Genomic DNA, 21369 nt, shown 5'->3' with positions numbered 1-21369 from the left:
GTTCCTCCCTTTTCCACGGTGGTTTTTTTGTGTTTACTTTCTCACCAAATTTTGTCTGAATTCCTAACAAAGAAAGATTCTCCGAATCTCAGCGGAGCGACAAATGCTTAGATCCTAGGCAAAAGCGCGTACCCACGCGGAACGTACTTTAGTACGTGAGCATCGGAACACAGCTTTTAACGACGGAGATGAGTGTTTGTCGCTTCGCTGAACGCTAAACTCCCTTTTTGACCACCATGGTTCCTCCCTTTTCCACGGTGGTTTTTTTGTGTTTATTTTTTCGCCAAATTTTGTCTGAATTCCTAACAAAGAAAGATTCTCCGAATCTCAGCGGAGCGACAAATGCTTAGATCCTAGGCAAAAGCGCGTACCGACGCGGAACGTACTTTAAGTACGTGAGCATCGGAACACAGCTTTTAACGACGGAGATGAGTGTTTGTCGCTTCGCTGAACGTTGACATATCCGATAGGAATACTTATACTTAATAAAAATAGTCAGAAAAAAGGAGGAACAGCATGCATTTCACAAAAAAGACATTTGCAATAATTTCAGTAGTAAGCGTTCTATTTTTAGCAGCTTGCGGGGATAGCTCAGGCAAAACAAATGAAAAAGCTGCAGACCAAATCAACTTTTTAGAAACAGGGGAACTACTCACGCTTAATACGACCGCGGAGGAAGACTTTGTTAGTTTCACTGCGCAAAACCAAGTATTTGAAGGACTTTATACGCTAGACAAAAAAGATAATTTCGTACCTGGCGTTGCAGCAAGTATGCCTGAGATTAGCAAGGATCAGACGGAATATACGATAAAGCTAAGAGATAATGCAAAATGGTCCGACGGCTCACAAGTCACCGCGAACGATTTTGTATATGCATGGAAACGTGCAGTCGACCCAAAAACAGCACCAAGTTATGCAGCTCTTTTTAAAGATTCTATTAAAAATGCAACGGAAATTCACGAGGGTAAACTGCCTGCATCAGAACTCGGCGTCACTGCACCAGATAATGAAACCTTAAAAATAACACTCAAAAAACCGGTGCCTTACTTCATATCTCTACTATCATTCGAAACCTTTTTCCCGCAAAAACAAGCTTTTGTGGAGAAGCAAGGCGACAAATATGGTACGGATGCAGCACACACATTGTATAACGGACCCTTCATTATGAAAAACTGGGATGGAAATACCTCCAAAAAATGGACCTATGCGAAAAACGACGAATACTGGGATAAAAAACAAGTAACCATTGATGAAATCTCTGTACAGGTGGCAAAAGACATTAATGCTGGAGTAAATCTATATACGACAAAAGAAGCCGACCGTGCGCCCCTTTCCGGAGAATACGCGAAACAGTATAAAGACCGTTCCGATTTTCTAACCGAAAAAGACGCACTCATCAGCTACTTACGTCTAAATCAAAAACGTGACGGCAAAGCCACACCTCTTGCCAACAACGCCCTACGCCACGCACTCAATTTAGCAGTAGATAAGGAGGCACTAACAAGTGAAATACTAGGCGACGGATCGTTTCCTGCGAACGGTTTATTACCAAAAGACTTCGTACAAAACCCAGAAACTGGCGTTGATTTTCGAGCCGACAGCGGGGATCATCTCACTTTTAATAAAGTCGAAGCGAGCAAATATTTAGCCCAAGCAAAAAAAGAACTAGGAACCGATACGATCACACTCGAACTTCTAGGCGATGACCAAGATACGACAAAAACGATTTTTACCTTCCTAAAAGATCAATTTGAGAAGAATCTACCTGGTGTGACGATAAATATTAAAACGATGCCTGCTAAGAGCGCGACGGAGCTGACTCGAACTAGCAATTACGATCTTTCCCTTGCCGCTTGGATGCCTGACTTTAAGGATCCGTGGACGTATAGCAGTCTTTTCCTATCCGATTACTACAACAACAGTATGAATTACAACAGTCCCAAATACGATCAGCTTGTCAAATCTACAGACACAACGTTAGCCACAGAGCCAGTTGCAAGATGGAATGCCTTTGTTGACTCAGAAAAAGTATTATTGGACGATGATGCCGCAATCCTACCACTATATCAGCACCAGACAGCCGTATTACAAAATCCAAAAGTAACAGGCGTTCAAAAACACGCTTTCGGCTCACCATACAGCTATAAATTCATTGAAATGGCAAAAAACTAGGGAAACATTCATCAATTTCTCATTTAACTCACAGCAAGTTTTCCTTCCCGACCGTTAATATGTAAGTATAAGCTAACAACAAACGAACTTTCATTCTTTCCCCCTTTTTGAATGAAAGCTCGTAAAACTCCCTTTTTGACCATCGTGGTTCCTCCCTTTTCCACGGTGGTTTTTTTGTGTTTAGATTTATTTTTTGTATGTTCTTAATTTCTAACTTTGAAGGAACCACCAAACCTCAGCGGCGCGACAAAGGCTTAGATCCTAGGCATGGATTACAGGCTCACTTTGTTCTCCTGCATATTGGGGTTGTAACTCGTTCTACTTCGAACAACCCCAACAATGAGCTTTTGTCGCGTCGCTGAACGCAAATAAGAGGTTTGGAGAATTCCCAAACCTCTTATTTTTAAAAATTAACTACTCGACCGTATCCTGCGATATATCTTTTCCAATAACCGCTCGAGATGTTGTCGTACTTCACACCATTATTTTGTGCGTTAATCATTTTGCCGCTGCCAACATAGATACCGACATGCGCGATACCGCTACCGTAATTAAAGAATACCAAATCACCTGCTTTTAACTGATTCGCTTTAATTTTAGTAGATGCATTGTATTGTTGTTTTGCCGTACGTGGGATTACTTTGTTGATCGATTGTTTGAAAACGTAGCTTGTGTAGCCTGAACAATCAAATGAAGTTGGGCCGGTTGCGCCCCATTTATATTTTTTGCCTAAGTGTTTTTTTGCTTCGACATTCAGTGCCGTAAATGACTGTGCTTTATATGGCGCTAAACATTTCCCCGATACATAGCCCACTTTTCCTTTGTATGTAATACGGTACCAGTTATTTTTAGTTTTGGCATTAAATGTAACTGTTGTCCCTGCTTTGTAATATCCAATAATTGCATACTTCACGCTGTCCCCAGTTCGAATATTGCTCTCTACAGTTGTTGTCATTTTGTAAGTTGTTGCCGCTTCCCCAGACTTCGGTAATATCAAGACACTTACTGCCAGAATGATTACAAGTAACATAGCCATACATTTCTTACTAGATTTTAACGTCAAAACATGCACTCCCTTTTCCCCATTTGCAACCCATCTTACCAGACGCATATTACAAAGAAGCGACAATCCCGCGTCAATCCCTTTAAATCCAAAAGTTATTTTTCATCAAATTCTAATCTAACTCACAGCAAATTTTTTTCTCCAACGTTTATTATATGTTTATAAGCTAACAACAAGCAAATAAATTTTCAAACTTTCCCTAAAGAATGAAAATCCCAAACTCCCTTTTTGACCACCGCGGTTACTCCCTTTTCCGCGGTGGTTTTTTGTCATGTTTTTAAAAATTATTGCCCCATTTCCTAACACAGAAGGACCCTCCAAACCTCAGCGGAGCGACAAATGCTCAGATCCTAGGCAAAAGCGCGTACCGAAGCGGAGCATACTAGAGTATGTGAGCATCGGAACACAGCTTTTAACAACGGAGATGAGCCTTTGTCGCTCCGCTGAATGACCAAACTCCCTTTTTGACCACGGGTTACTCCCTTTTCCGCGGTGGTTTTTGTCATGTTTTTAGAGATTGGTGCCTAGCTATCTAATACAGAAAGATGCTCAAAAAAACTTTTTGAATTAACTTGAAACCGTTTTCAATTCATGTTATATTAGAACTAATAAAATTCCGTATTTAATAATACATTTCCTTTCAAGGATTGTTACCGTTTATTCGGGCATAACCTAAGTGGATTTGAAGTTGCATCTTTTTTTGATGCCTCCTCGAATCCGTTTAGGTTTCTTTTTTTGACCAGTATTTCTAGTTTTCAACAGTTTCCCTCAACTGTCGAGATAAAATTTTAACAAAAAAAGGAGCAAAAAGATGAAAAAGCAGATGTTAAAGGTTTTGATGTTAGTTTGTGGTTTGTTGTTAGTGGTAGGTTGTAGCAATACGAGTGCTGACACGAAGGATAAGGACACCGCGGCAAAAGATGGGACGGTTACGTTTTACGTTGTGAGGCATGGTAAGACGATGCTTAATACAACAGATCGCGTGCAAGGATGGTCTGACGCGGTACTTACGCCTGCTGGTGAAGATATTGTCACAGATGCAGGTAAAGGTTTGAAAGATGTTAAATTCGGCTCAGCGTACAGCAGTGACAGCGGACGGGCAATTCAGACGGCTGATATTATTTTGAAAGAAAATAAAAAATCCGATGGCGTGAAATTACAGACTGATCCACGGTTCCGCGAATTTAATTTTGGATCGTATGAAGGCGATTTAAATCATAATATGTGGACCGATATCGCGAAAAGCCAAGGCAAGATATTGGAGCAATGGCAAAGTGAAGGTATCTCGCCAAAAGACTTCGCAAATAGCGTTGCAGCACTGGATAAAGATCGCGTGGAAGCCGGTACAAACTGGCCTGCAGAAGATTATGCAACAATTACCGCAAGATTGCAAGAAGGCATTAACGAAGTAGCGAAAAAAGAAAGCAAAAAAGGCGATCACAATGTACTCCTTGTATCTCACGGTTTGAGCATTGGCGCCCTACTTGATAGCATTTCACCAGGCTACAAACTACCTGATGGCGGCTTGAAAAACGCGAGCGTCACAAAAATCGAATACAAAGACGGCAAATTCACGATTGGCGACGTTAACGACTTAAGCTATATAGAAAAAGGCTCAAAAGAAAAATAGAATGGAAACGAAAAATAAGCTTGATACTCGTAATCCTTGTTACGAGCACCAAGCCTATTTTTTCATTAAATTCTAATCTAACTCACAGCCAAATCTCTTCGGCGACCGTTATTATATAGTTATAAGCTAACAAATTAAATTTTTATTCTTTCCCCTGAGAATAAAATCCCAAACTCCCTTTTTGACCACCGCGGTTACTCCCTTTTCCGCGGTGGTTTTTTGTCATGTTTTTAAAAATTATTGCCCCATTTCCTAACACAGAAGGATTCTCCAAGCCGCAGCGGAGCGACAAAGGCTCAGATCCTAGGCAAAAGCGCGTACCGAAGCGGAGCATACTAGAGTATGTGAGCATCGGAACACAGCTTTTAACGACGGAGATGAGCGTTTGTCGCTTCGCTGACAGAAGGATTCTCCAAATCTCAGCGAAGCACCACTTGCTTGGACCCGCTCCGAGCGATCCCTGCAAATTCGAGAATTCCTGTGACTCTATTTTCATAGGTTGCATCTAATTGAATGACCTTTTCATAGCCTTTTTGTGCAACTCGATTTCTAATCTCTTCATTTTGAGTGTAAAATGCCACCTTTTCTGCTAATTCTTCTGTGCTACTGAAGAAATCTGCTTCCACGCCTGGCTCAAAAATTTCAATATGTTCCTCTGTTCGTGTTCCTAGAAAAAAGCCTTGGCATGCGGGAATTTCAAACGTTCGAGCTGTGTGTTGCTCAGAGGACAATTGTGTCAAAAACCCCACCGAGACCTTTGCTCCTTGAAAAACTTTCGCCATTTCTTCGCAAAAAATGGGGCGGCCTTCACAGTATTTGTTTAATTCGTAGTTTTTTGGAATCTTGTCCCACTTTGTTCCCCATACTTTTATGTCGTAATCCAGTTTAGCGAGATTATTTAGTGCATCTGCCCGTGGCAATTCCATCCTGCCAACGAAAGCCACATCGGTTTGGAACGCTCGTTGTTCAGCTTCACTCAACGGCACTGGATGGTGAATATCTGGATCGTACGCATACTTCATAAAATGCACATTACGACATCCAAACTGTTTGTACTTCTCGACTTCTGTTGTCTTTGCAGTTACCACAATATCGTACGAAAGAATCGCCTTATCCAAAATTAGAGAAGTGTGGTAGCGATCATCAAATAGAAAATCTGGATGAAAGTGTATCGTTGTGATCCCTCTTAATTTAGCATACTGAATGATTTCTTCGGTCACCCAGAGTCCTTTCACAACAAATAAAATATCTGGTTGATAGGAGTCGATTGTCCGCTCAATCGTTTTATTGAATTTTTGAAATTTAGCTTTCAGCGGAACTTTGCGAACTTTCATGTATAACCGCTCTGGTACAGAATAATTATAGAAATAGCCATCTGTCTCAATAATTCGAACGTCGCATCCGAGTTTAACAAAACCGTTGAAAAGCGATTTACTGTTAGACCCTCGCCACCCCGCTCCAACGCATAAAACTTTAAGCTGTTTTTTCATCTTGTCACTCCTGTTCTAATTTTTAGGTTATTTGTATTCTGCCCTAATAAGTTGATAATCGTCAGTGCCAAGCCAAGGCCGAGCCATACGATTCGCATTTCAAAAATACTGCTACTGCCAATCGATATCGCTGCAAACGCAGCTAAAATACAGATTGGGATTGCGGCTAGTAATTGTTGGTTTTGGATATACAATCTCATAGCGTGGGTAACGAACCACATAAACAACAAAACGAATGGGAAAAAGCCAATAATACCCACATCGGATAGGTTGGAAAGCCACAGATTATGCGCACTCATCGTTCGTTGCATCGTATCAGGAATATTTGATGTCCCGTATAATGCCGTAAAAACAAATTTTGGTGTGACGCCGATACCGACTCCTAAAAAATTATGTTCCTTACACAGTTGGAAAATGGTCTCGTACATAAATGCTCTTTGGCTAGTAGAATCCGTTTTTCCAGTAAAATAGGTTGTTAGTTGCGCCCCGTGTCGCATTAGCAAGAGGCATAGCCCTAGTAGCGCGCTCATGGTCAGCCCGAAAAAGAACAGGATTTTATGATGGAATATTTTATATAGCGTTAGTACGGCGACCACCACGAAAGCGACTAGCCCTGATCTTGACTCTGTTTCTAAGATGATGAATGTCAGAGCTCCAAGTGCCGCGATCCCGATGAGGCTTTTGAAAATTGTTTTTTTGTTAAATAGGAAAAGTAGTAATATCGGTATATAGAATGCGATATAGGAGCTGTAATCATTCGTGTTGACAAGTAACCCTGTTGGCCTCATATCTCCATAAGATAAAATATTTCCCGCTGAGTATTTCAGATGATTGCCCGTTAGAATTTCCCACAACCCAATTGCTATTGTCATGATATAGATGAGTACAATCCACGTTAGCATTTGCTTTAATTTTGTGAAGTTATTGATGTAATAGACAAACGCAAACAGGAGATAAAACGACTCTATCTGGTAATATATCGCTACGATGCTAAGTGATGGAGATGACGTCCACAATAAGCTGAAAATAGAGTACAAAATCCAGACTATAAATAGGATAATCGGTATTTTGACACTATCTAATTTTTTGAAATCCTTTTTTTCGAATAAAAATAAGAATAGATGCAGAATGATTAAAATTCGAAAAAGAAAGAAGCTTGGGAATGCTGGTAAAGCTAGGTATGGTCCTAAAAAACCGCTTATAACCACACCTATGAAGAGATAATAATTCAGTTTTTGAAGTGGGATATCCTTTATCATGTAGAGTATAATTGCGACAACAAGTACTGCTAAAATTGCTGGTACAAAAGGAACTACTACGCTCAAAAATATGAATAAAATAATGACGCTTCTTTTTTTACTATCCAAAGTTTCATTCCATCTGTTCATGATAATTTCCTTTCAAATCTGTAGATACAATCGTGGTCGTTGTCGGCTACATTTATTTAGTGAATTTTTTTATGTCTAAATTAGCCGGTGGATCTGATTTCTCCCACCAAGCTTCTTTTACGAGATTTTCAATGGTATTTTCCTCAAATCTCTTTTTGAGAATTTTAGCAGGGACACCTCCAATAATTGCATATGGCGGAACGTCTTTCGTTACCACCGCGCCCGCCGCTAGTATGGCACCGTCGCCAATATTCACGCCTTGCATCACAAGAACATTGCCACCTATCCAAACGTCATTCCCAATCACCGGCGGATTTTGAAAATTATCCCAATCCACGCTGTCGTAGGTGAATGGCGAGGTGGAAACCTTATCGATTGGATGCTCGTCTAAACCGATTTGGCAGTAAGCGGCAATCGAGCAGTACTTCCCTATAGTCCCAGATGCAATAATCGCTCCTTTATTGATATAGGAATAGTCACCGATACTTACGTTGTTGCCGATGATGACATCTTTATTAACCCAGCACTCCTTTCCCAGAATGACATTCGCGCCAATTTGACTTGAAAGAATCTTGTTTTGTGGAAACCGCTTTCTACATTTAATCAGATTCATATACCCTCTTAACCCCAGCGGCATATACTGTTTCACGTTCATATTGTAAGTCCCCCATCATTTTTAGAAACAATAAATGTCCCTAATCTTACTACTAGTATAAGGGAGTTGCGTTTTATTATCAATACATTATGAGTTGTTTATTAATATAGAAGCTCTTTTTGAGTTCTTTTTAGATAAACGTATTTTATTGTACATCGCAGACATTCACATTTAGGTCTATTTTGACCGTTTAAATCCATTTAAAAACAACTCGAAATGAGTCGTTCCGTGAATGAAATGTCTATACTGTGAACGGAATTTAATATTTTTTACAAAATGAAAAAAACTGAGCTCCATCTTGCACCGAGCTCAGTCTATCTTCTATTTAATTAAACCAACCACTGATTCCATCTACAATATAATCCCAAATACCTGTGAAAAAGTCGCCGATACTATAAAGCATAAGCATGAACCAGTTCGCTTTATCGACATCGTCCTTTGTAACAACATTGATTGTATCGGTTTTCTTACCGTCTACGTAGCCCAGCGTGTCACCGTCTTTCAGCTGAACTGTCATCGTTCCTACTTTCGTATCTTTCTTCACCGGCGCATCTACTGTTTTTTCGTCTAATGTCACTTTTTCATCTAGTTTTGGCTCGGTTGTCGTTTTTGGAACAACAATTTTCACAGCGTCTTTCGTCATTAGAGCCACGCTATCTTCCTTGCCTTTGTTAACGGCGATTGTCTCTTTCACCGCTGTATCTGCTTTGCGAACTTCCATTACTTTAAAATTGTTGAAAGCGAAATCGAGCATTTTATTGGTTTCGCTAAAACGTGTTTTATCATGTGCACTCGTTCCGCCATTAGCATGCATAACCACTGTAATCACGCGCATGCCGTCTTGAACCGCAGTCGCTGTGAGACATTGACCGGCATAATCAGTCGTTCCAGTCTTTAAACCATCTACGCCCTCTCTTGCATAAATCAAGCCCGGTAATAGCCAATTCCAGTTCGTCATATCGATTTGATCGCTCGTTCCTTCTCGGAATTTCTTCTTAGCGATACTTGATGTTTTCAATACATCAGGATAATCTTGAATGATATGCTGTGCCAATTTTGCCATCCCACGAGCCGTCATTTGGTTCTCATCAGTCGCACTCCCTGCTGAGAATTTACCTTTTAAATCGGCGTTATTGAGGCCTGTTGCATTCACAAACTTGTGAGCGCCGAGTTCCAATTCATCCGCTTTTTTATTCATCCTGTCGACAAATTTAGCTTCTGAACCCGCCATTTTTTCAGCGACTGCAATAGCCGCGCCGTTTGCAGAATAAATCGCGATTGCTTGGTAGAGTTCCTCAACAGAGTAGTCCTCACCACGTCTTAGAGGTACATTGGAAAGCGAGCGATCTTGTGAAACTTCATATGCATAGTCCGAAATCGTAACTTTGTCGTCCCATTTCAGTTTACCATTTGCTATGGCTTCTGATATTAAGTACTCATTCATCATTTTGGTCATCGATGCAATTCCCATTAGCTGATCAGGATTCTTGCCATATAAAATTTTCCCCGTGCCTTCTTCAATTGTAATTGCTGCATTTGCATTAACAGTTGGTGGTGCTACTGCTGCATCCGCCGTTACTGGTCCATGTACTAAACTGCTCATTGCCAAAGTTGCCGCTAAAAAGACAACCCCTATTTTCGAAAAAATTCTCACCTTACCGCTCCTTCATACGCTATCTTTTTTTATTATTAAACAGTCAAGATCAAGCTCCCTTAGCCTCTTGAAAGGTACTTTAAAAATAGAGATACCTCACTATTCTACCATGAATTAAATGGTGAGTATAGGAACTTTAGTCATAAAATTACTTAATTATCGGAAGCAAAATATGGGATGGATGCTCTACATCATGGAAAATTGTTTGCTTTGCGACAACACTCTCCGTCGTATTGATAAAGCTAGCGCCCGTATTTGGATTCGCATCGAATCTTGGAAAGTTACTTGATGATATCTCCACACGGATAGCATGACCTTTCAAGAATACATTACTTGTAGACCACAGATTAATCGTATATTTATGCAATCCATTCTGTACTTTATCTCCATGCTGTTTAGAAGCGCGAATAATACCTTCTGTGAGATTATAAGCTGTTCCATCAGGCAGAACGTCTATTAGTTTAGCTGTAAAATCAGTGTTCACAGCATTTGTTTTAGCCCATAAAACAACCTCAACTGGACCGGTTACTTCGATTTCCTCCGTAAGTGGGGCTGTTGTGTAGCACAATATATCTTCGCGTTCTTCTAAATGACGTTGATCGCGTGGACCATCAGCTTGAATTGCTTTATGAAGCGTTCCACCACCATGAGATGGCACCGGATTTTCTGGATCATATGCAAAAACATCACTTTTTTCAGTAGTTTTTGGTCGATTAAAATCAGCCTTCCCATCACCGTGTAGCGTATTTGCCCTACCTTCGCTGTGGAAATATAATGGCGTAAAATTCGTGTTTTCCAATGGCCAATTTTTAGCGCCTTGCCACTTATTAATTCCCATCGTGAAAATTTGAATTGGCGCTGTATGTGGTAATGGTTCGCCTTTTAACCAGTGATTAAACCATTCCAAATGCCGCGCATGCATACTCGCCTCGCCCCAAGAACCCGCAGCAGTCCCAAAATCACGATCACCAATCATCGAGATGAAATTTCCATGTGTCCAAGGGCCAATTACCATTTTGTCACCAAGACCTTGACGGTGTCCGCCGAGGAAATTTGCGATTGTCTTATCCAGGAAGCAGTCATACCAGCCCCCAATGTGTAGACCTGGCGTTTTCACTCGATCATAGTTATCTTTCACACTCGTATTTTTCCAATGCGGATGATCTAGCGGGTAATCAAGAATTTCTGTGAAATATGGCATCGCACCAGTGTTTTTAATTGGAGGCCAAGCATTAATCGGTTTGAATTTATACCATTCTTCCAGATTGTCGAGATCCTTTTCTAACTGTTCAAAAGCTGCTTCCTGTTCTTTTGGACCTGTAATATGACGCGTAATTAAATCGGGCAAAATGGACTCAATACTCCACGAAGCCCATGCGCCAAGTTCAAGCGCACCATCATGATCATTAAATACATCCGTCATATTGTTTTGCGACATCGTTGGGACGATAACTTTCAAGCTTGGCGGTTCAGCCATCGCAGCTAATAATTGAGTGTATCCATAATACGAGAGGCCAAACATACCAACCTTTCCATTTGCCTGTGGAAGTTTCGCCGCCCACTCTACTGTATCATAGCCATCATTGGCCTCATTTATGTACGGAACAAATTCTCCTTCTGAGCTGAAGCGCCCACGCACATCTTGCACAATAACAATATATCCATTCTCCGCCAACACATCTGGGCGTAAAAAATGTAATCCAAAAATCTTGCTATATGGAAGTCTTGTTAGTAAAACTGGAAATTCTCCGTCCGCATCTGGGCGATAAACATCCGCATACAACGTCACACCATCTCGCATTTTTGCTGGGACATCTTTCTCAATCTTAATTTTACAATGTTTCACGTGAAACAACCTCCTTCTATATACTTATTATTGTTTCGTATTCTGCCATCAGAGTCAAGAAAAGCGCGCAAAAAAAACCAGAGTACTTCTAATTGGGCATCAGAAATACGCTGATCTTTAGTTATTTAGGAAAAAATGGCTACACTTACTGTCATAATCATAATTGTCACCAATTTGTAGCTTTCATTAATTAGAATTAGCTTAAACGGCTTCATCTCAAACATATAATTCTTGATTGCCGATAAGATTGCGATGCTAGCGACAAGTAAGCCTCCCAGATAGATATCCAGATCCAAGTGAATCAAAATAAAACTCACGAGTACCGCCACTGCCATCTCAACAACAAGTGTCACAATCATTGGCGTTGCCGGTGATCCTTTCTGAACAGTTTCCTCCGTCATTCCTACTGCTTTCATCCAGACCTTCCCAAACAGCACGGTATACCATAGCGCTCCGACTGCAAAAGCAACTAATCCGGCTACTAGTGCAATAATGATGTTCATACATATCCCCCTTCTTCGTGCAAAACTATATTAGCACGTTTTCAGAGGTTTTAACAGCCTATTATTACGGTTCATATCTATTCCAGTTCATGGCGAATTAAATCCAGTGGTACTGGTCCGGCAATACCGATAAATACAAAATCTGTGGTGCCAGTGTTCTTCATTCCATGTTTCTCGCCTGGTCTAGCTACACAAACCATTCCCTTTGAGATTTCGACTGACTCACCACATTCTGGATAATACGTGCCAGAGTCCCCCTCTATACAGATCCAGATGTCATCTGCTCGCTTATGAGAATGGAAGTAAAGCTCTTGCCCTGGTTTCAAACACCACACCGCACCCACAGTTTGTCCTGTTTCATAAAAAATATTTTTCTTAGCTTGGCCATTATCGAAAGACTTGATTTCATTTACATCAAAAATACGATCCTTGTAATCTTGTACTTTTTTCGCAAACATCATGTAGAGCAACTCCTCTCGAATTTGTGATTATATTCACAAATTATATTTTACACGTAAGGAGTCGATAAATCTTTGTTCTATTAGACTAGTTTTATCGTAGATTTTTATTTAAATGGGATAAAAAAACGGATATTTTTAGCCACAGGGTTGTTCTATTCAGCTATATTGATTCCATATTTTATTTACAATAACTGACTAACCTTTATGCCCGCCTACCAAGGTTGATCGCCTTAATCCAGTGGCACCAATTGCTAGACTGCTTGCATGCATCAAAGATTGGAAACCGTACCTGTCGCGAATTTTGTCTATTGTTCGCTCTAATTGCTCTTGATTGACAGTCTGGACAGCACTTTCAAACAAATTCAGCTGTGTTCCTTCTTTATAACGAATCTTACCTAGCTGGATGGATAAACTGCGAATTGGCTCACTAGCGACGTGCTTTCGAAATAGATGAAGTGCGTAAGTCGTTATTTTCTTACTACTGTCAGTTGGGTGAATCTTTAGTTGGTTTCCGAAGCCTTTTAGTGTACTGTAGCGGCTATAACCTATAGACACGTGGATAACAGATGTTTCTGCATGTTCGCGTCGTAAACGCATAGCTATATCCTCTACCATTTCACGGATAACAATCTCAACTTCTTGATGATTAGCGTAGTCTCGTTCTAATATTTGGCTCTTGCCATAACTCTTCGACAATGGAACATATTTCTCTGCCAAATCTGTATAATCAATACCATTGGCGTGATAAAAGAGTTCTTCACCAACGATTCCCATCGCGTGGCGCAAATAATTGGGTTCTGCATGGGCTAAATCATACACTGTATATATACCTATGCGGTTTAGCTGCACCTCAGTTCTACGTCCAATACCCCACATTTCTGTCATCGGCTTTACTTGCCACAGCTTGCTTGGGACATCGGCGTAGCGCCATTCTGCAATCCCATTTGGTTGGTGTTTTGCCTCGACGTCCAGCGCTACTTTTGCAAGTAATGGATTCTCTCCGATTCCAATGGTGACATATAATCGCAACTCATCTAAAATATCTTGCTGTATACGTTTAGCAATTGTCATTGTGTCTCCAAATAGGCTATGTGAATGGGATACATCCAGAATAGCCTCATCTATGGAGTAAATTAGCAAATGTTCTGGCCCTACATAACGTTTGAATATTGCAATAATCATTTCATTGACTTGAAGATACAATTTCATTCGTGGTTCTGCGACAACAATTCGCGCATCTTCCGGTATTTCAAAACGTCTTGATCCTGTTCTAATATTAAATGTATCCTTCATTCTCGGTGTAGCTGCGAGCACTAGACCGCCCTGGCTCTCTTGATTACTCATCACAACTAAATAGGCTTCTAAAGGGTTTAGACGTCTTTTTACACATTCAACTGAGGCGAAAAAAGCTCTTTACATCGATGCATAGAATATCTCGTTTTGGTGCACTTTCGTAGTCAATTAGCTGTACCATTTCTCAATCCGCCTCTCCTCTACATGACGAATATTGACTAGCTCGATCGCATGAATGCCCGTACTGGTACGAATGTAAATACTGTCTCCTTCGATACCGATTAACTGCCCGATGATGTCTGGTTGTGCCTCAACACCCATTGGCTGATATTCTTGAATGGCAAGCATTACATGGTGGGAAGTCGCACGGTTTAGGACGGATTGTATAACATCTTCATCCATTGCCGCTTTCCACTGTGGTGCTCTATTAGATTGTTCCATATGCGCGGTGTGCTCACTCAATATGAAACCGCCCCATTTCTTTAGTCCTCGATCTTTGTAGGCCATCATAAATCGCCTCCTGTTTATTGGCTGGATGAAAAATTCAGTGCCATTTTCTCCACCACTCTAATTAACAGTATACAAACATACGTTCGTTTTCGCAAGTCACTAAAGAACTATTTAAAATTAAGAACGAAAAGGCTACCGAATTCCCAATTTAAAACATTGGACATAAAAATACACACCCAAACCCATGATCCGGATTTGGATGTGTATCGATCCTTTATTTCAGTTTCAACTTCGCTAGCGCCTCGGCCATCGGGTTATTGAATGGCTCTTCCTCTTTCTTGTTTTGTTTCTTCATGTAGTTTGCAACTTCGCTTTTCGAGACGTTTTTATTTTTCTCATTGCCTCGACGGGCGTTGAATGCCGATAGTTTTTCGCGATGACCGCAAGAACAAGTGAAGATTTGTTTGTCACCTTCACCGCGCAGTTCCATACGTTTATGGCAGTTTGGACAGCGGGCGTTTGTTGTTCTAGCCACGGATTCACGATGGCCACATTCGCGATCTTGACACACGAGCATCGTACCTTTTTTACCTTTGACTTTAAGCATCAGTTTGCCGCAATCTGGGCACTTGGTTGAGGTAACATTGTCGTGTTTGAATTTCTTATCGTTTTGCTTGATTTCCGTCACGGCTTTTTTGGCGTAATCGCGCATTTCGTTCGTAAATGTTGTTTTGTCTAGTTGACCTTTTGCGATTTTCGATAGTTTTTGCTCCCAAATCGCGGTTAGTTCTGGGGATTTCAAGTCAGCTGGAACCAAGTCTAGCAACTGGCGCCCTTTTGACGTAATCATGATATCTTTTCCCTGCTTCTCTAGAGAAAAACTGTTGAAAAGTTTCTCGATAATGTCGGCGCGCGTTGCAACTGTACCAAGTCCGCCTGTTTCACCAAGTGTTTTCGCCAGATCTTTTTTGCCACTGGATAGGCTTGGGTTTTCCATCGCGGAAAGTAAGGTCGCTTCATTGTATCGCGCTGGTGGCTTCGTTTTGCCTGTGGTTAGCTGGATATCGCGAACCTTCAACTGCTCGCCTTTTTTCAGTTTCGTTACTGTATCTGTGTCGTTGTCTTCATTGTAAACGGCTTTCCAACCGAGCGATTTCACAACTTTGCCTTTAAGCCCGAATATTTCGTTGCCGATTTTGGCTTGCACAGCGGTTTCTTCATACACAAATGGTGCGGAAAGTACGGCTAAAAAGCGTTTTACAACAAGGTCATAAATCTTGCGTTCGCGGTCGTTTAGGTCGGACAAGCTTGGTGTTTCTTCCGTCGGGATAATCGCGTGATGGTCGCTTACTTTGCTATTATCGACGAATGACTTGTTCGCTTTTATTGGTTTCGACGCTACGGCGCGTGCAGGTTTTGCGTATGGACCGATACCACAGGCTTCTACGCGCTCTTTCAGTGTTGGCACGATGTCATCAGAAATAAAGCGCGAATCGGTCCGCGGATATGTCAGAATTTTATGGCGCTCATATAGGGCTTGCATGATATTTAGCGTTTCTTTAGCGGAAAAATCGAAGCGTTTATTGGCATCACGTTGCAGTTCCGTCAAATCATACAGACCTGGCGCGTGTGTTTTCTTCTCCTTCACAGCCACATCGGTAATCATGGCTTCCTTCCCATTCAAGCTACGCGCGATTTTCTCGGCTTCGGACTCATCAAAAGTCTGGCCCTTACTCCAAGCAAAGCTACCTTGTTCCGTCACCGCGGTCAATTGATAAAATTCCTTAGGCTTAAATTGGCGAATGTCTTCCTCACGCTGCGCAATCATCGCAAGCGTCGGCGTTTGAACGCGACCACAGGAAAGTTGCGCGTTGTATTTCGTTGTCAGGGCACGTGTAGCGTTAATTCCAACTACCCAGTCAGCTTCTGAACGCGCCTCAGCGGAACGATACAGGTTTTCGTAGGCTTTGCCCGGTTGAAGTCGGCTGAACCCTTCACGAATCGCTTTGTCGGTTACAGATGAAATCCAGAGACGCTTAATTGGCTTCTTCACTTTGGCGTATTCGATAATCCAACGCGCCACGAGCTCGCCTTCACGCCCGGCATCCGTCGCGATGACTATGGAATCAACGTCTTTACGCGTCATCAGACTTTTCACCGTTTCATATTGTTTACGCGTTTGCTTGATTGGTACGAGTTTCATTTTTTGCGGAAGCATCGGTAAATCTTCCATATTCCACGATTTATATTTGGCATCGTAATTCTCTGGGTCAGCGAGCGTGATTAAGTGCCCCAACGCCCAAGTTACAATATATTTCGAGCCTTCAAGGTAGCCGTTCTTGCCCTGTTTACAACCAAGAACGCGCGCAATATCTTTCCCAACAGAAGGCTTTTCTGCTAAAACTACTGTTTTTGTCATTTTAAAATTCCTTTCTGGATTATAGGATGAGTCTATTTTAACACAGAAATAGATTACATACTCGCTTTGCTCTTATGTATATTGTGGTTCTAATTCAGCACACGACGCTTCTTAAGAACCTCAACAAAGCGGAGCAGGCTCGTTCAGCCATGAAAGAGCTTGGAGCAGGCGTAATAAAAACCCTCCTTTGGTTTTTGTGGAGGCTGTGAAAGCTCCGAATGGCTAGCCTGCGGAGCTAGACACAGAGCATGACGCCCAACTCCTTATTAGAACTTTGACCGACCATTTAACTTGATTTTTCCTAGAAATAGATTACATACTCGCTTTGCTCTTATGCATATTGTGGTTCTAATTCACAGCACACGATGCTTCTTAAGAGCTGCCACAAACTTCAATCTACATTAAAGACCCAAATAAAAGCCAATTTGCAGCTCCTATCCGGGTCCTTTTTAATTATTCTTTTTTATCTTCATCTTTGTCTTTTTTCGAGCGTTTTCCTAACCAGAATGCTAGGAGTACCAGTAGAATAAGTGCTAACGCGCCGCCTGCTACATACCACCATGTGTAGTCTTTCTCAAGTTCTACAGCGGTGTCGTTCAGTTTCTTTGCATCGTCGCCCTTAATGGTGAATTCTTCATCCCATTTCCATGTTTTATCTCCGGATGTTGCTACCATTTTCAAACGGTATTTTCCGGCTTTAAGCGGCTGGTTTTCCCAATCAATAGCATAGTTAAAATTGGAATTTGGTGCCATTCTTAAATTATCGCGTTTTGCTTGGTGTAACACTTGATCGTCCCCTGATTTGTAAACTTTCGCATCAATCATCAGCGGTTTAATCATTGTCGCCTCTGGATTCTGCAAGTTCGCCGTCACCACGTTGCGATAGTTGATCTGTTGCGGTTTAATCGCGTGCAATTTCATGTCGGGCTCTACAACGGTATCATTTTCCGATAGTTGCACGCCGACCACGTATGCATAGCGGTTCTTGATTTGTACACCTTTTCCATCTTCTTTTTTCGCGTCAGGGTCTTCTTTTTCAATGAATTGTAATCCGCCTAAAATAATCCCATCAAATGAGGCGGCGGGCATGGTTACTGTGACCTTGATTGTTTTGCTGCTGTTAGCTGGGAGAACGGCCTCATCGTCTGTTTTGGCAATCTCGGAAAATGGTGTTTTAAGCGATTTATCCAGTTTTGGATCGGTCTGGCTGTAATCCACAATCCCATTATCGTTCGTGACCGCCGTATTCGCATTTGTTTCAACCGTGATTTCCTTATCTGTATCATTTTTAAGTACAACCTCTAAATCCTGTTTTTGGCCAGGCTTCATGCGTAAGTCAAAGTACGTTTTGGATTTATCGATTTGGTTATCTGGAATAACCGCCGTTACCGAAAAATTCGCGGCCGCCTCAGGGCTTAACGGATGGAATAACACCCCTATCAACATCATTGGCAATACTAAAAGTAACATAAACTTCTTCACAAAATCCCAACTCCTTTCAATTCTCTCTTTTAAAAAATGATTTATATAGCAGACTGTAGAAAAACCGCTTTACATGATGCTTCTCCAAACTCCAGCGTGTCGACAAATGCTTAGTTTCTAAGCAAAAGCGAGTACCAGCGCGGAGTGTACTCTAGTACATGAGCACTGGAACGGAGCTTTTAACGGGAAGGATTACATGCTCGCTTTGCTCTCATGCATATTGGGGTTGTCGATACGCTGCGTATATATTCCTCCATTACCATTACCCGTTGATGCGATTTTAAAAACTAAGAACTTATTCTTTTCATGTTTCCGTAGAAAATGGCTAGTTTTGGTGAACGTTTTGTGACTATCGTCTTTTTTGCCCTTTTTAATAACAAAAAAAGCTGGATTCATCATTGGCGCTAATTTATGCTTGTAACAGTAAGTAATAGAAAGGGTGGAAAAAGTGAAAAAAATACAACTATATTCTTGGATGACATGTTTAATTATTGCCATTTTTGTGATTTTACCATTATCAACAAAAGCGGCGGAAAATAACTTCATTCCAACGGTGAACATTATTACAACGACTGGAAATGCGGTAGGACTACCTACAGAAGTGGACCAGGCAGATAGCGCTTATAAGTTAACAAAGGCAAAAGTGACGTGGGATGCTGTCAATCCAGAAATTTTTGATGTGGTTGGGGAACATGTTATATATGGAACAACTGAAAATGGACAGCACACGGTAAAGGGTATTATTCATGTTTTTGCGAATACGAAGCCGGTCAATGTGGCCGCGATTGGCGATAGTATCACATATGGTATGAACGTGGAAAATGTTGCTTATAATTCCTATCCGAAGCAGCTGAACAATCGACTTGGTGCGGATTACAATGTCACGAATTACGGAAACAGTGGGAAAACGTTGCTGGAGAGTGGAAATGATCCGTATATCCGCACGACTCAGTACACGCAAAGCCTCGCTTCTAATCCTGATGTCGTGATTATTCAACTCGGAACGAATGATTCCAAACCGGTTAATTTTGCGAAAATCGATCAGTTTGTCAGCGATTACGTGAAATTGATTAATAAATATAAGAATTTGGCGACGAAACCTATTGTTTATGCGGCGCTACCACCGGTTGTATTTAACATGGCTTATACGATTAATCAAGCAAATATGGATAAAATTTTGCCTAAAATTGTGGAGGCTGCTGAAAAAGCGAATGTCGATGTTTCGATTATCGATAATCAGACGGCGACGATTGGTGCGAAGGAGTTTGTGCCTGATAATGTGCATCCGAATGGGAAAGGCGCTGCGATTTTAGCAAACAATGTGTACCATACGATAACTGGAGAGCAACCGGAATTGTCAGGAAAAGTAGCAGCGAATGCTTATAATACAAGTTATGGGGCGATTAATGCGATTCCTACAACCGTTGACAAAACGCTATTTCTATCCAATATTTCGACGCAAAACTGGGTTTCTTACAAAAATGTGAACTTTGATAAATACCTTGGTAACTTGCAAATGTCGGTAGCAGTACCTTATAATGCCACAACGGTTGAAGTCAAACTGGATAGTCCAACGGGGACAACGATTGGGACATCGACGTTGAAACAAACAGGAAATGTGAATACTTGGGCGCTGAACACAATTCCGACAACGACTATTAAGGGTACGCATGATGTCTATTTCATTTTTAGCCGCCCTTCTACCGCAGCGAGTGTGGAGTTGGCGCGTCTAGGAAGTATTGATTTTTCCTATGATGCGGCAAAACCTACAGAAATCATGTCCGCGCAAGACCTTGAAGCGGCTCTGGCAAGCGGGTTGACGAATCTAAAATTGATGAATAATATTACGTTTACAAAGAATTTACAGCTTTCTGGGGACACAAGATTAAATCTGAACGGCTTCACGATGGACACCGCCAATTATTATTTAAGCAAAAATGACGCAGCTGGGAAACGCATTCAATTTGACATTTTTGGTGGTAATGTCGCCGGTAAGAATGCCTACGGAAGTATTTATAGCGCGACTTCTGAGAATAGCAACTATGGGATGAATATTAACGCGAAGAACATCACGTTTAATGGTACTCTCTTTATTCGTAATAATGTGCTCAACGCTGTGGTGACTTTTGATGGGCACAATGTCATTAAATCAACGACGGGCAGCAATGTTTACGTTCGCAATATGACCATCAAGGCCGGCGCCTATTACTACGGCTCCACGGAGGGCAGCGGTTCATCTAACGAAAGTGGCTCGACGGTTATCACGATGGGTACTGGCAACACCGATAAAAATTTCATCGTAGAACCTCAAGCAAAAGTCGAGCTGTATCCTGGAAGTAAGGGCACAGGTTATGGACAAAATGCGATTTACGGCTTCTCTAAAATCAGCATTGCGGACGGCGCTAGTTTCACGGCAAGTGGTGCTCGGCCAATGATACGTACAGAATACACCACTAAAAATGCGCGTGTGGAAGTCGCTCCAAATGCAGTATTTGATGTTCGAACCACAGAGGCAACAGAAGGCTTTTCGTTCAGCTACGGCATTGATTACATCTTTGATCACGCCATGTATCTGAACCTCGAGAGTCCAACTAAAACGAGCTTCATGTACGCCCACCGCAACAGTTCCATAAGTATTTACGGTGGGAAAGTTAGCGTCTGGAATGCAACGGGCAGCACGCAAAGTTGGAATTCCGTCGATGTTTTCCAACTTAATAATATTCTAAGCGGCAAAAACATGGGGACACTAACAACAAGCTCGGCAGAACTGAAAAACACATTCGGTAGCCTTGCGAATTATGTCAGAATTACGAATCAAAATTAAACGAAAAAAAAGCAGTATCTGGACTCGATAACCGTCCAA

At 41.5% G+C, this 21369-nt stretch carries 14 protein-coding genes and 1 pseudogene; 3 read left to right on the top strand and 12 right to left on the bottom strand.

What is annotated here, in order from left to right:
* The first annotated feature begins 516 nt into the window (after positions 1-516).
* On the top strand, positions 517-2172 hold the full coding sequence (locus HPK16_RS08515; RefSeq protein ID WP_181676548.1) for a peptide ABC transporter substrate-binding protein: 1656 nt from the start codon (positions 517-519) through the stop codon (positions 2170-2172).
* A 403-nt stretch (positions 2173-2575) separates the two neighbouring features.
* On the opposite strand, the gene HPK16_RS08510 is transcribed toward HPK16_RS08515, so the two are convergent.
* Positions 2576-3208 carry an NlpC/P60 family protein gene (locus HPK16_RS08510; protein WP_181676619.1) on the bottom strand — a complete coding sequence of 211 codons (633 nt, stop codon included), beginning with the start codon at positions 3206-3208 and terminating at the stop codon, positions 2576-2578.
* 838 nt (positions 3209-4046) lie between these two features.
* On the opposite strand from HPK16_RS08510, the gene HPK16_RS08505 reads away from it, so the two are divergent.
* A complete protein-coding gene (locus tag HPK16_RS08505; RefSeq protein ID WP_181676547.1) occupies positions 4047-4865 on the top strand; it encodes a histidine phosphatase family protein in 819 nt (272 codons plus the stop codon).
* A gap of 419 nt (positions 4866-5284) precedes the next feature.
* On the opposite strand, the gene HPK16_RS08500 is transcribed toward HPK16_RS08505, so the two are convergent.
* The 11 genes and pseudogenes from HPK16_RS08500 to HPK16_RS08450 form a co-directional block, all read right to left on the bottom strand.
* On the bottom strand, positions 5285-6355 hold the full coding sequence (locus tag HPK16_RS08500) for a CgeB family protein (RefSeq protein WP_181676546.1): 1071 nt from the start codon (positions 6353-6355) through the stop codon (positions 5285-5287).
* Positions 6352-7743 (bottom strand): O-antigen ligase family protein, encoded by a 1392-nt coding sequence (locus HPK16_RS08495; protein ID WP_181676545.1) that lies wholly within the window; start codon positions 7741-7743, stop codon positions 6352-6354. The genes HPK16_RS08500 and HPK16_RS08495 overlap by 4 nt, the downstream gene beginning before the upstream one ends.
* A gap of 52 nt (positions 7744-7795) precedes the next feature.
* Positions 7796-8398 carry a CatB-related O-acetyltransferase gene (locus HPK16_RS08490; protein WP_181676544.1) on the bottom strand — a complete coding sequence of 201 codons (603 nt, stop codon included), beginning with the start codon at positions 8396-8398 and terminating at the stop codon, positions 7796-7798.
* Positions 8399-8723: 325 nt separating this feature from the next.
* A complete protein-coding gene (pbpD1, locus tag HPK16_RS08485; RefSeq protein ID WP_181676618.1) occupies positions 8724-10001 on the bottom strand; it encodes a D-alanyl-D-alanine carboxypeptidase PBPD1 in 1278 nt (425 codons plus the stop codon).
* Between the two features lie 199 nt (positions 10002-10200).
* On the bottom strand, positions 10201-11898 hold the full coding sequence (locus HPK16_RS08480; protein WP_181676543.1) for a CocE/NonD family hydrolase: 1698 nt from the start codon (positions 11896-11898) through the stop codon (positions 10201-10203).
* 125 nt (positions 11899-12023) lie between these two features.
* Positions 12024-12401 (bottom strand): DUF1761 domain-containing protein, encoded by a 378-nt coding sequence (locus HPK16_RS08475; RefSeq protein WP_181676542.1) that lies wholly within the window; start codon positions 12399-12401, stop codon positions 12024-12026.
* Between the two features lie 77 nt (positions 12402-12478).
* Positions 12479-12862: a cupin domain-containing protein gene (locus tag HPK16_RS08470; protein WP_246369353.1), complete on the bottom strand. Its 384-nt coding sequence runs from the start codon at positions 12860-12862 to the stop codon at positions 12479-12481.
* Between the two features lie 195 nt (positions 12863-13057).
* Positions 13058-14336 (bottom strand): annotated as a pseudogene (locus tag HPK16_RS08465) (Y-family DNA polymerase).
* On the bottom strand, positions 14324-14662 hold the full coding sequence (locus HPK16_RS08460; protein ID WP_181676541.1) for a hypothetical protein: 339 nt from the start codon (positions 14660-14662) through the stop codon (positions 14324-14326). The pseudogene HPK16_RS08465 and the gene HPK16_RS08460 overlap by 13 nt, the downstream one beginning before the upstream one ends.
* Before the next feature lie 217 nt (positions 14663-14879).
* Positions 14880-17024, bottom strand: a complete 2145-nt coding sequence (locus tag HPK16_RS08455; protein WP_181676540.1) for a DNA topoisomerase III — start codon at positions 17022-17024, stop codon at positions 14880-14882.
* Between the two features lie 453 nt (positions 17025-17477).
* Positions 17478-18494: a WxLIP family cell surface protein gene (locus HPK16_RS08450; RefSeq protein WP_181676616.1), complete on the bottom strand. Its 1017-nt coding sequence runs from the start codon at positions 18492-18494 to the stop codon at positions 17478-17480.
* A gap of 460 nt (positions 18495-18954) precedes the next feature.
* Between HPK16_RS08450 and HPK16_RS08445 the strand changes: the two genes are divergently transcribed.
* Positions 18955-21330: a GDSL-type esterase/lipase family protein gene (locus tag HPK16_RS08445; RefSeq protein WP_181676539.1), complete on the top strand. Its 2376-nt coding sequence runs from the start codon at positions 18955-18957 to the stop codon at positions 21328-21330.
* Positions 21331-21369 lie beyond the last annotated feature (39 nt).

The organism is Paenilisteria rustica (assembly GCF_013820765.1).
GTDB classification, from domain to species: Bacteria; Bacillota; Bacilli; order Lactobacillales; family Listeriaceae; genus Listeria_A; species Listeria_A rustica.
The sequence above is the reverse complement of the archived record's forward strand: the minus strand, read 5'-3'. Positions and strand labels throughout refer to the sequence as shown.

What these genes read in the sequence shown, in the direction of transcription:
- HPK16_RS08515 (WP_181676548.1), top strand. Translation starts at nt 517, where the DNA reads ATGCATTTCACAAAAAAGACATTTGCAATAATTTCAGTAGTAAGCGTT.
- HPK16_RS08510 (WP_181676619.1), bottom strand. Translation starts at nt 3,208, where the DNA reads ATGGCTATGTTACTTGTAATCATTCTGGCAGTAAGTGTCTTGATATTA.
- HPK16_RS08505 (WP_181676547.1), top strand. Translation starts at nt 4,047, where the DNA reads ATGAAAAAGCAGATGTTAAAGGTTTTGATGTTAGTTTGTGGTTTGTTG.
- HPK16_RS08500 (WP_181676546.1), bottom strand. Translation starts at nt 6,355, where the DNA reads ATGAAAAAACAGCTTAAAGTTTTATGCGTTGGAGCGGGGTGGCGAGGG.
- HPK16_RS08495 (WP_181676545.1), bottom strand. Translation starts at nt 7,743, where the DNA reads ATGAACAGATGGAATGAAACTTTGGATAGTAAAAAAAGAAGCGTCATT.
- HPK16_RS08490 (WP_181676544.1), bottom strand. Translation starts at nt 8,398, where the DNA reads ATGAACGTGAAACAGTATATGCCGCTGGGGTTAAGAGGGTATATGAAT.
- pbpD1 (WP_181676618.1), bottom strand. Translation starts at nt 10,001, where the DNA reads ATGAGCAGTTTAGTACATGGACCAGTAACGGCGGATGCAGCAGTAGCA.
- HPK16_RS08475 (WP_181676542.1), bottom strand. Translation starts at nt 12,401, where the DNA reads ATGAACATCATTATTGCACTAGTAGCCGGATTAGTTGCTTTTGCAGTC.
- HPK16_RS08470 (WP_246369353.1), bottom strand. Translation starts at nt 12,862, where the DNA reads ATGATGTTTGCGAAAAAAGTACAAGATTACAAGGATCGTATTTTTGAT.
- HPK16_RS08460 (WP_181676541.1), bottom strand. Translation starts at nt 14,662, where the DNA reads ATGGCCTACAAAGATCGAGGACTAAAGAAATGGGGCGGTTTCATATTG.
- HPK16_RS08455 (WP_181676540.1), bottom strand. Translation starts at nt 17,024, where the DNA reads ATGACAAAAACAGTAGTTTTAGCAGAAAAGCCTTCTGTTGGGAAAGAT.
- HPK16_RS08450 (WP_181676616.1), bottom strand. Translation starts at nt 18,494, where the DNA reads ATGTTACTTTTAGTATTGCCAATGATGTTGATAGGGGTGTTATTCCAT.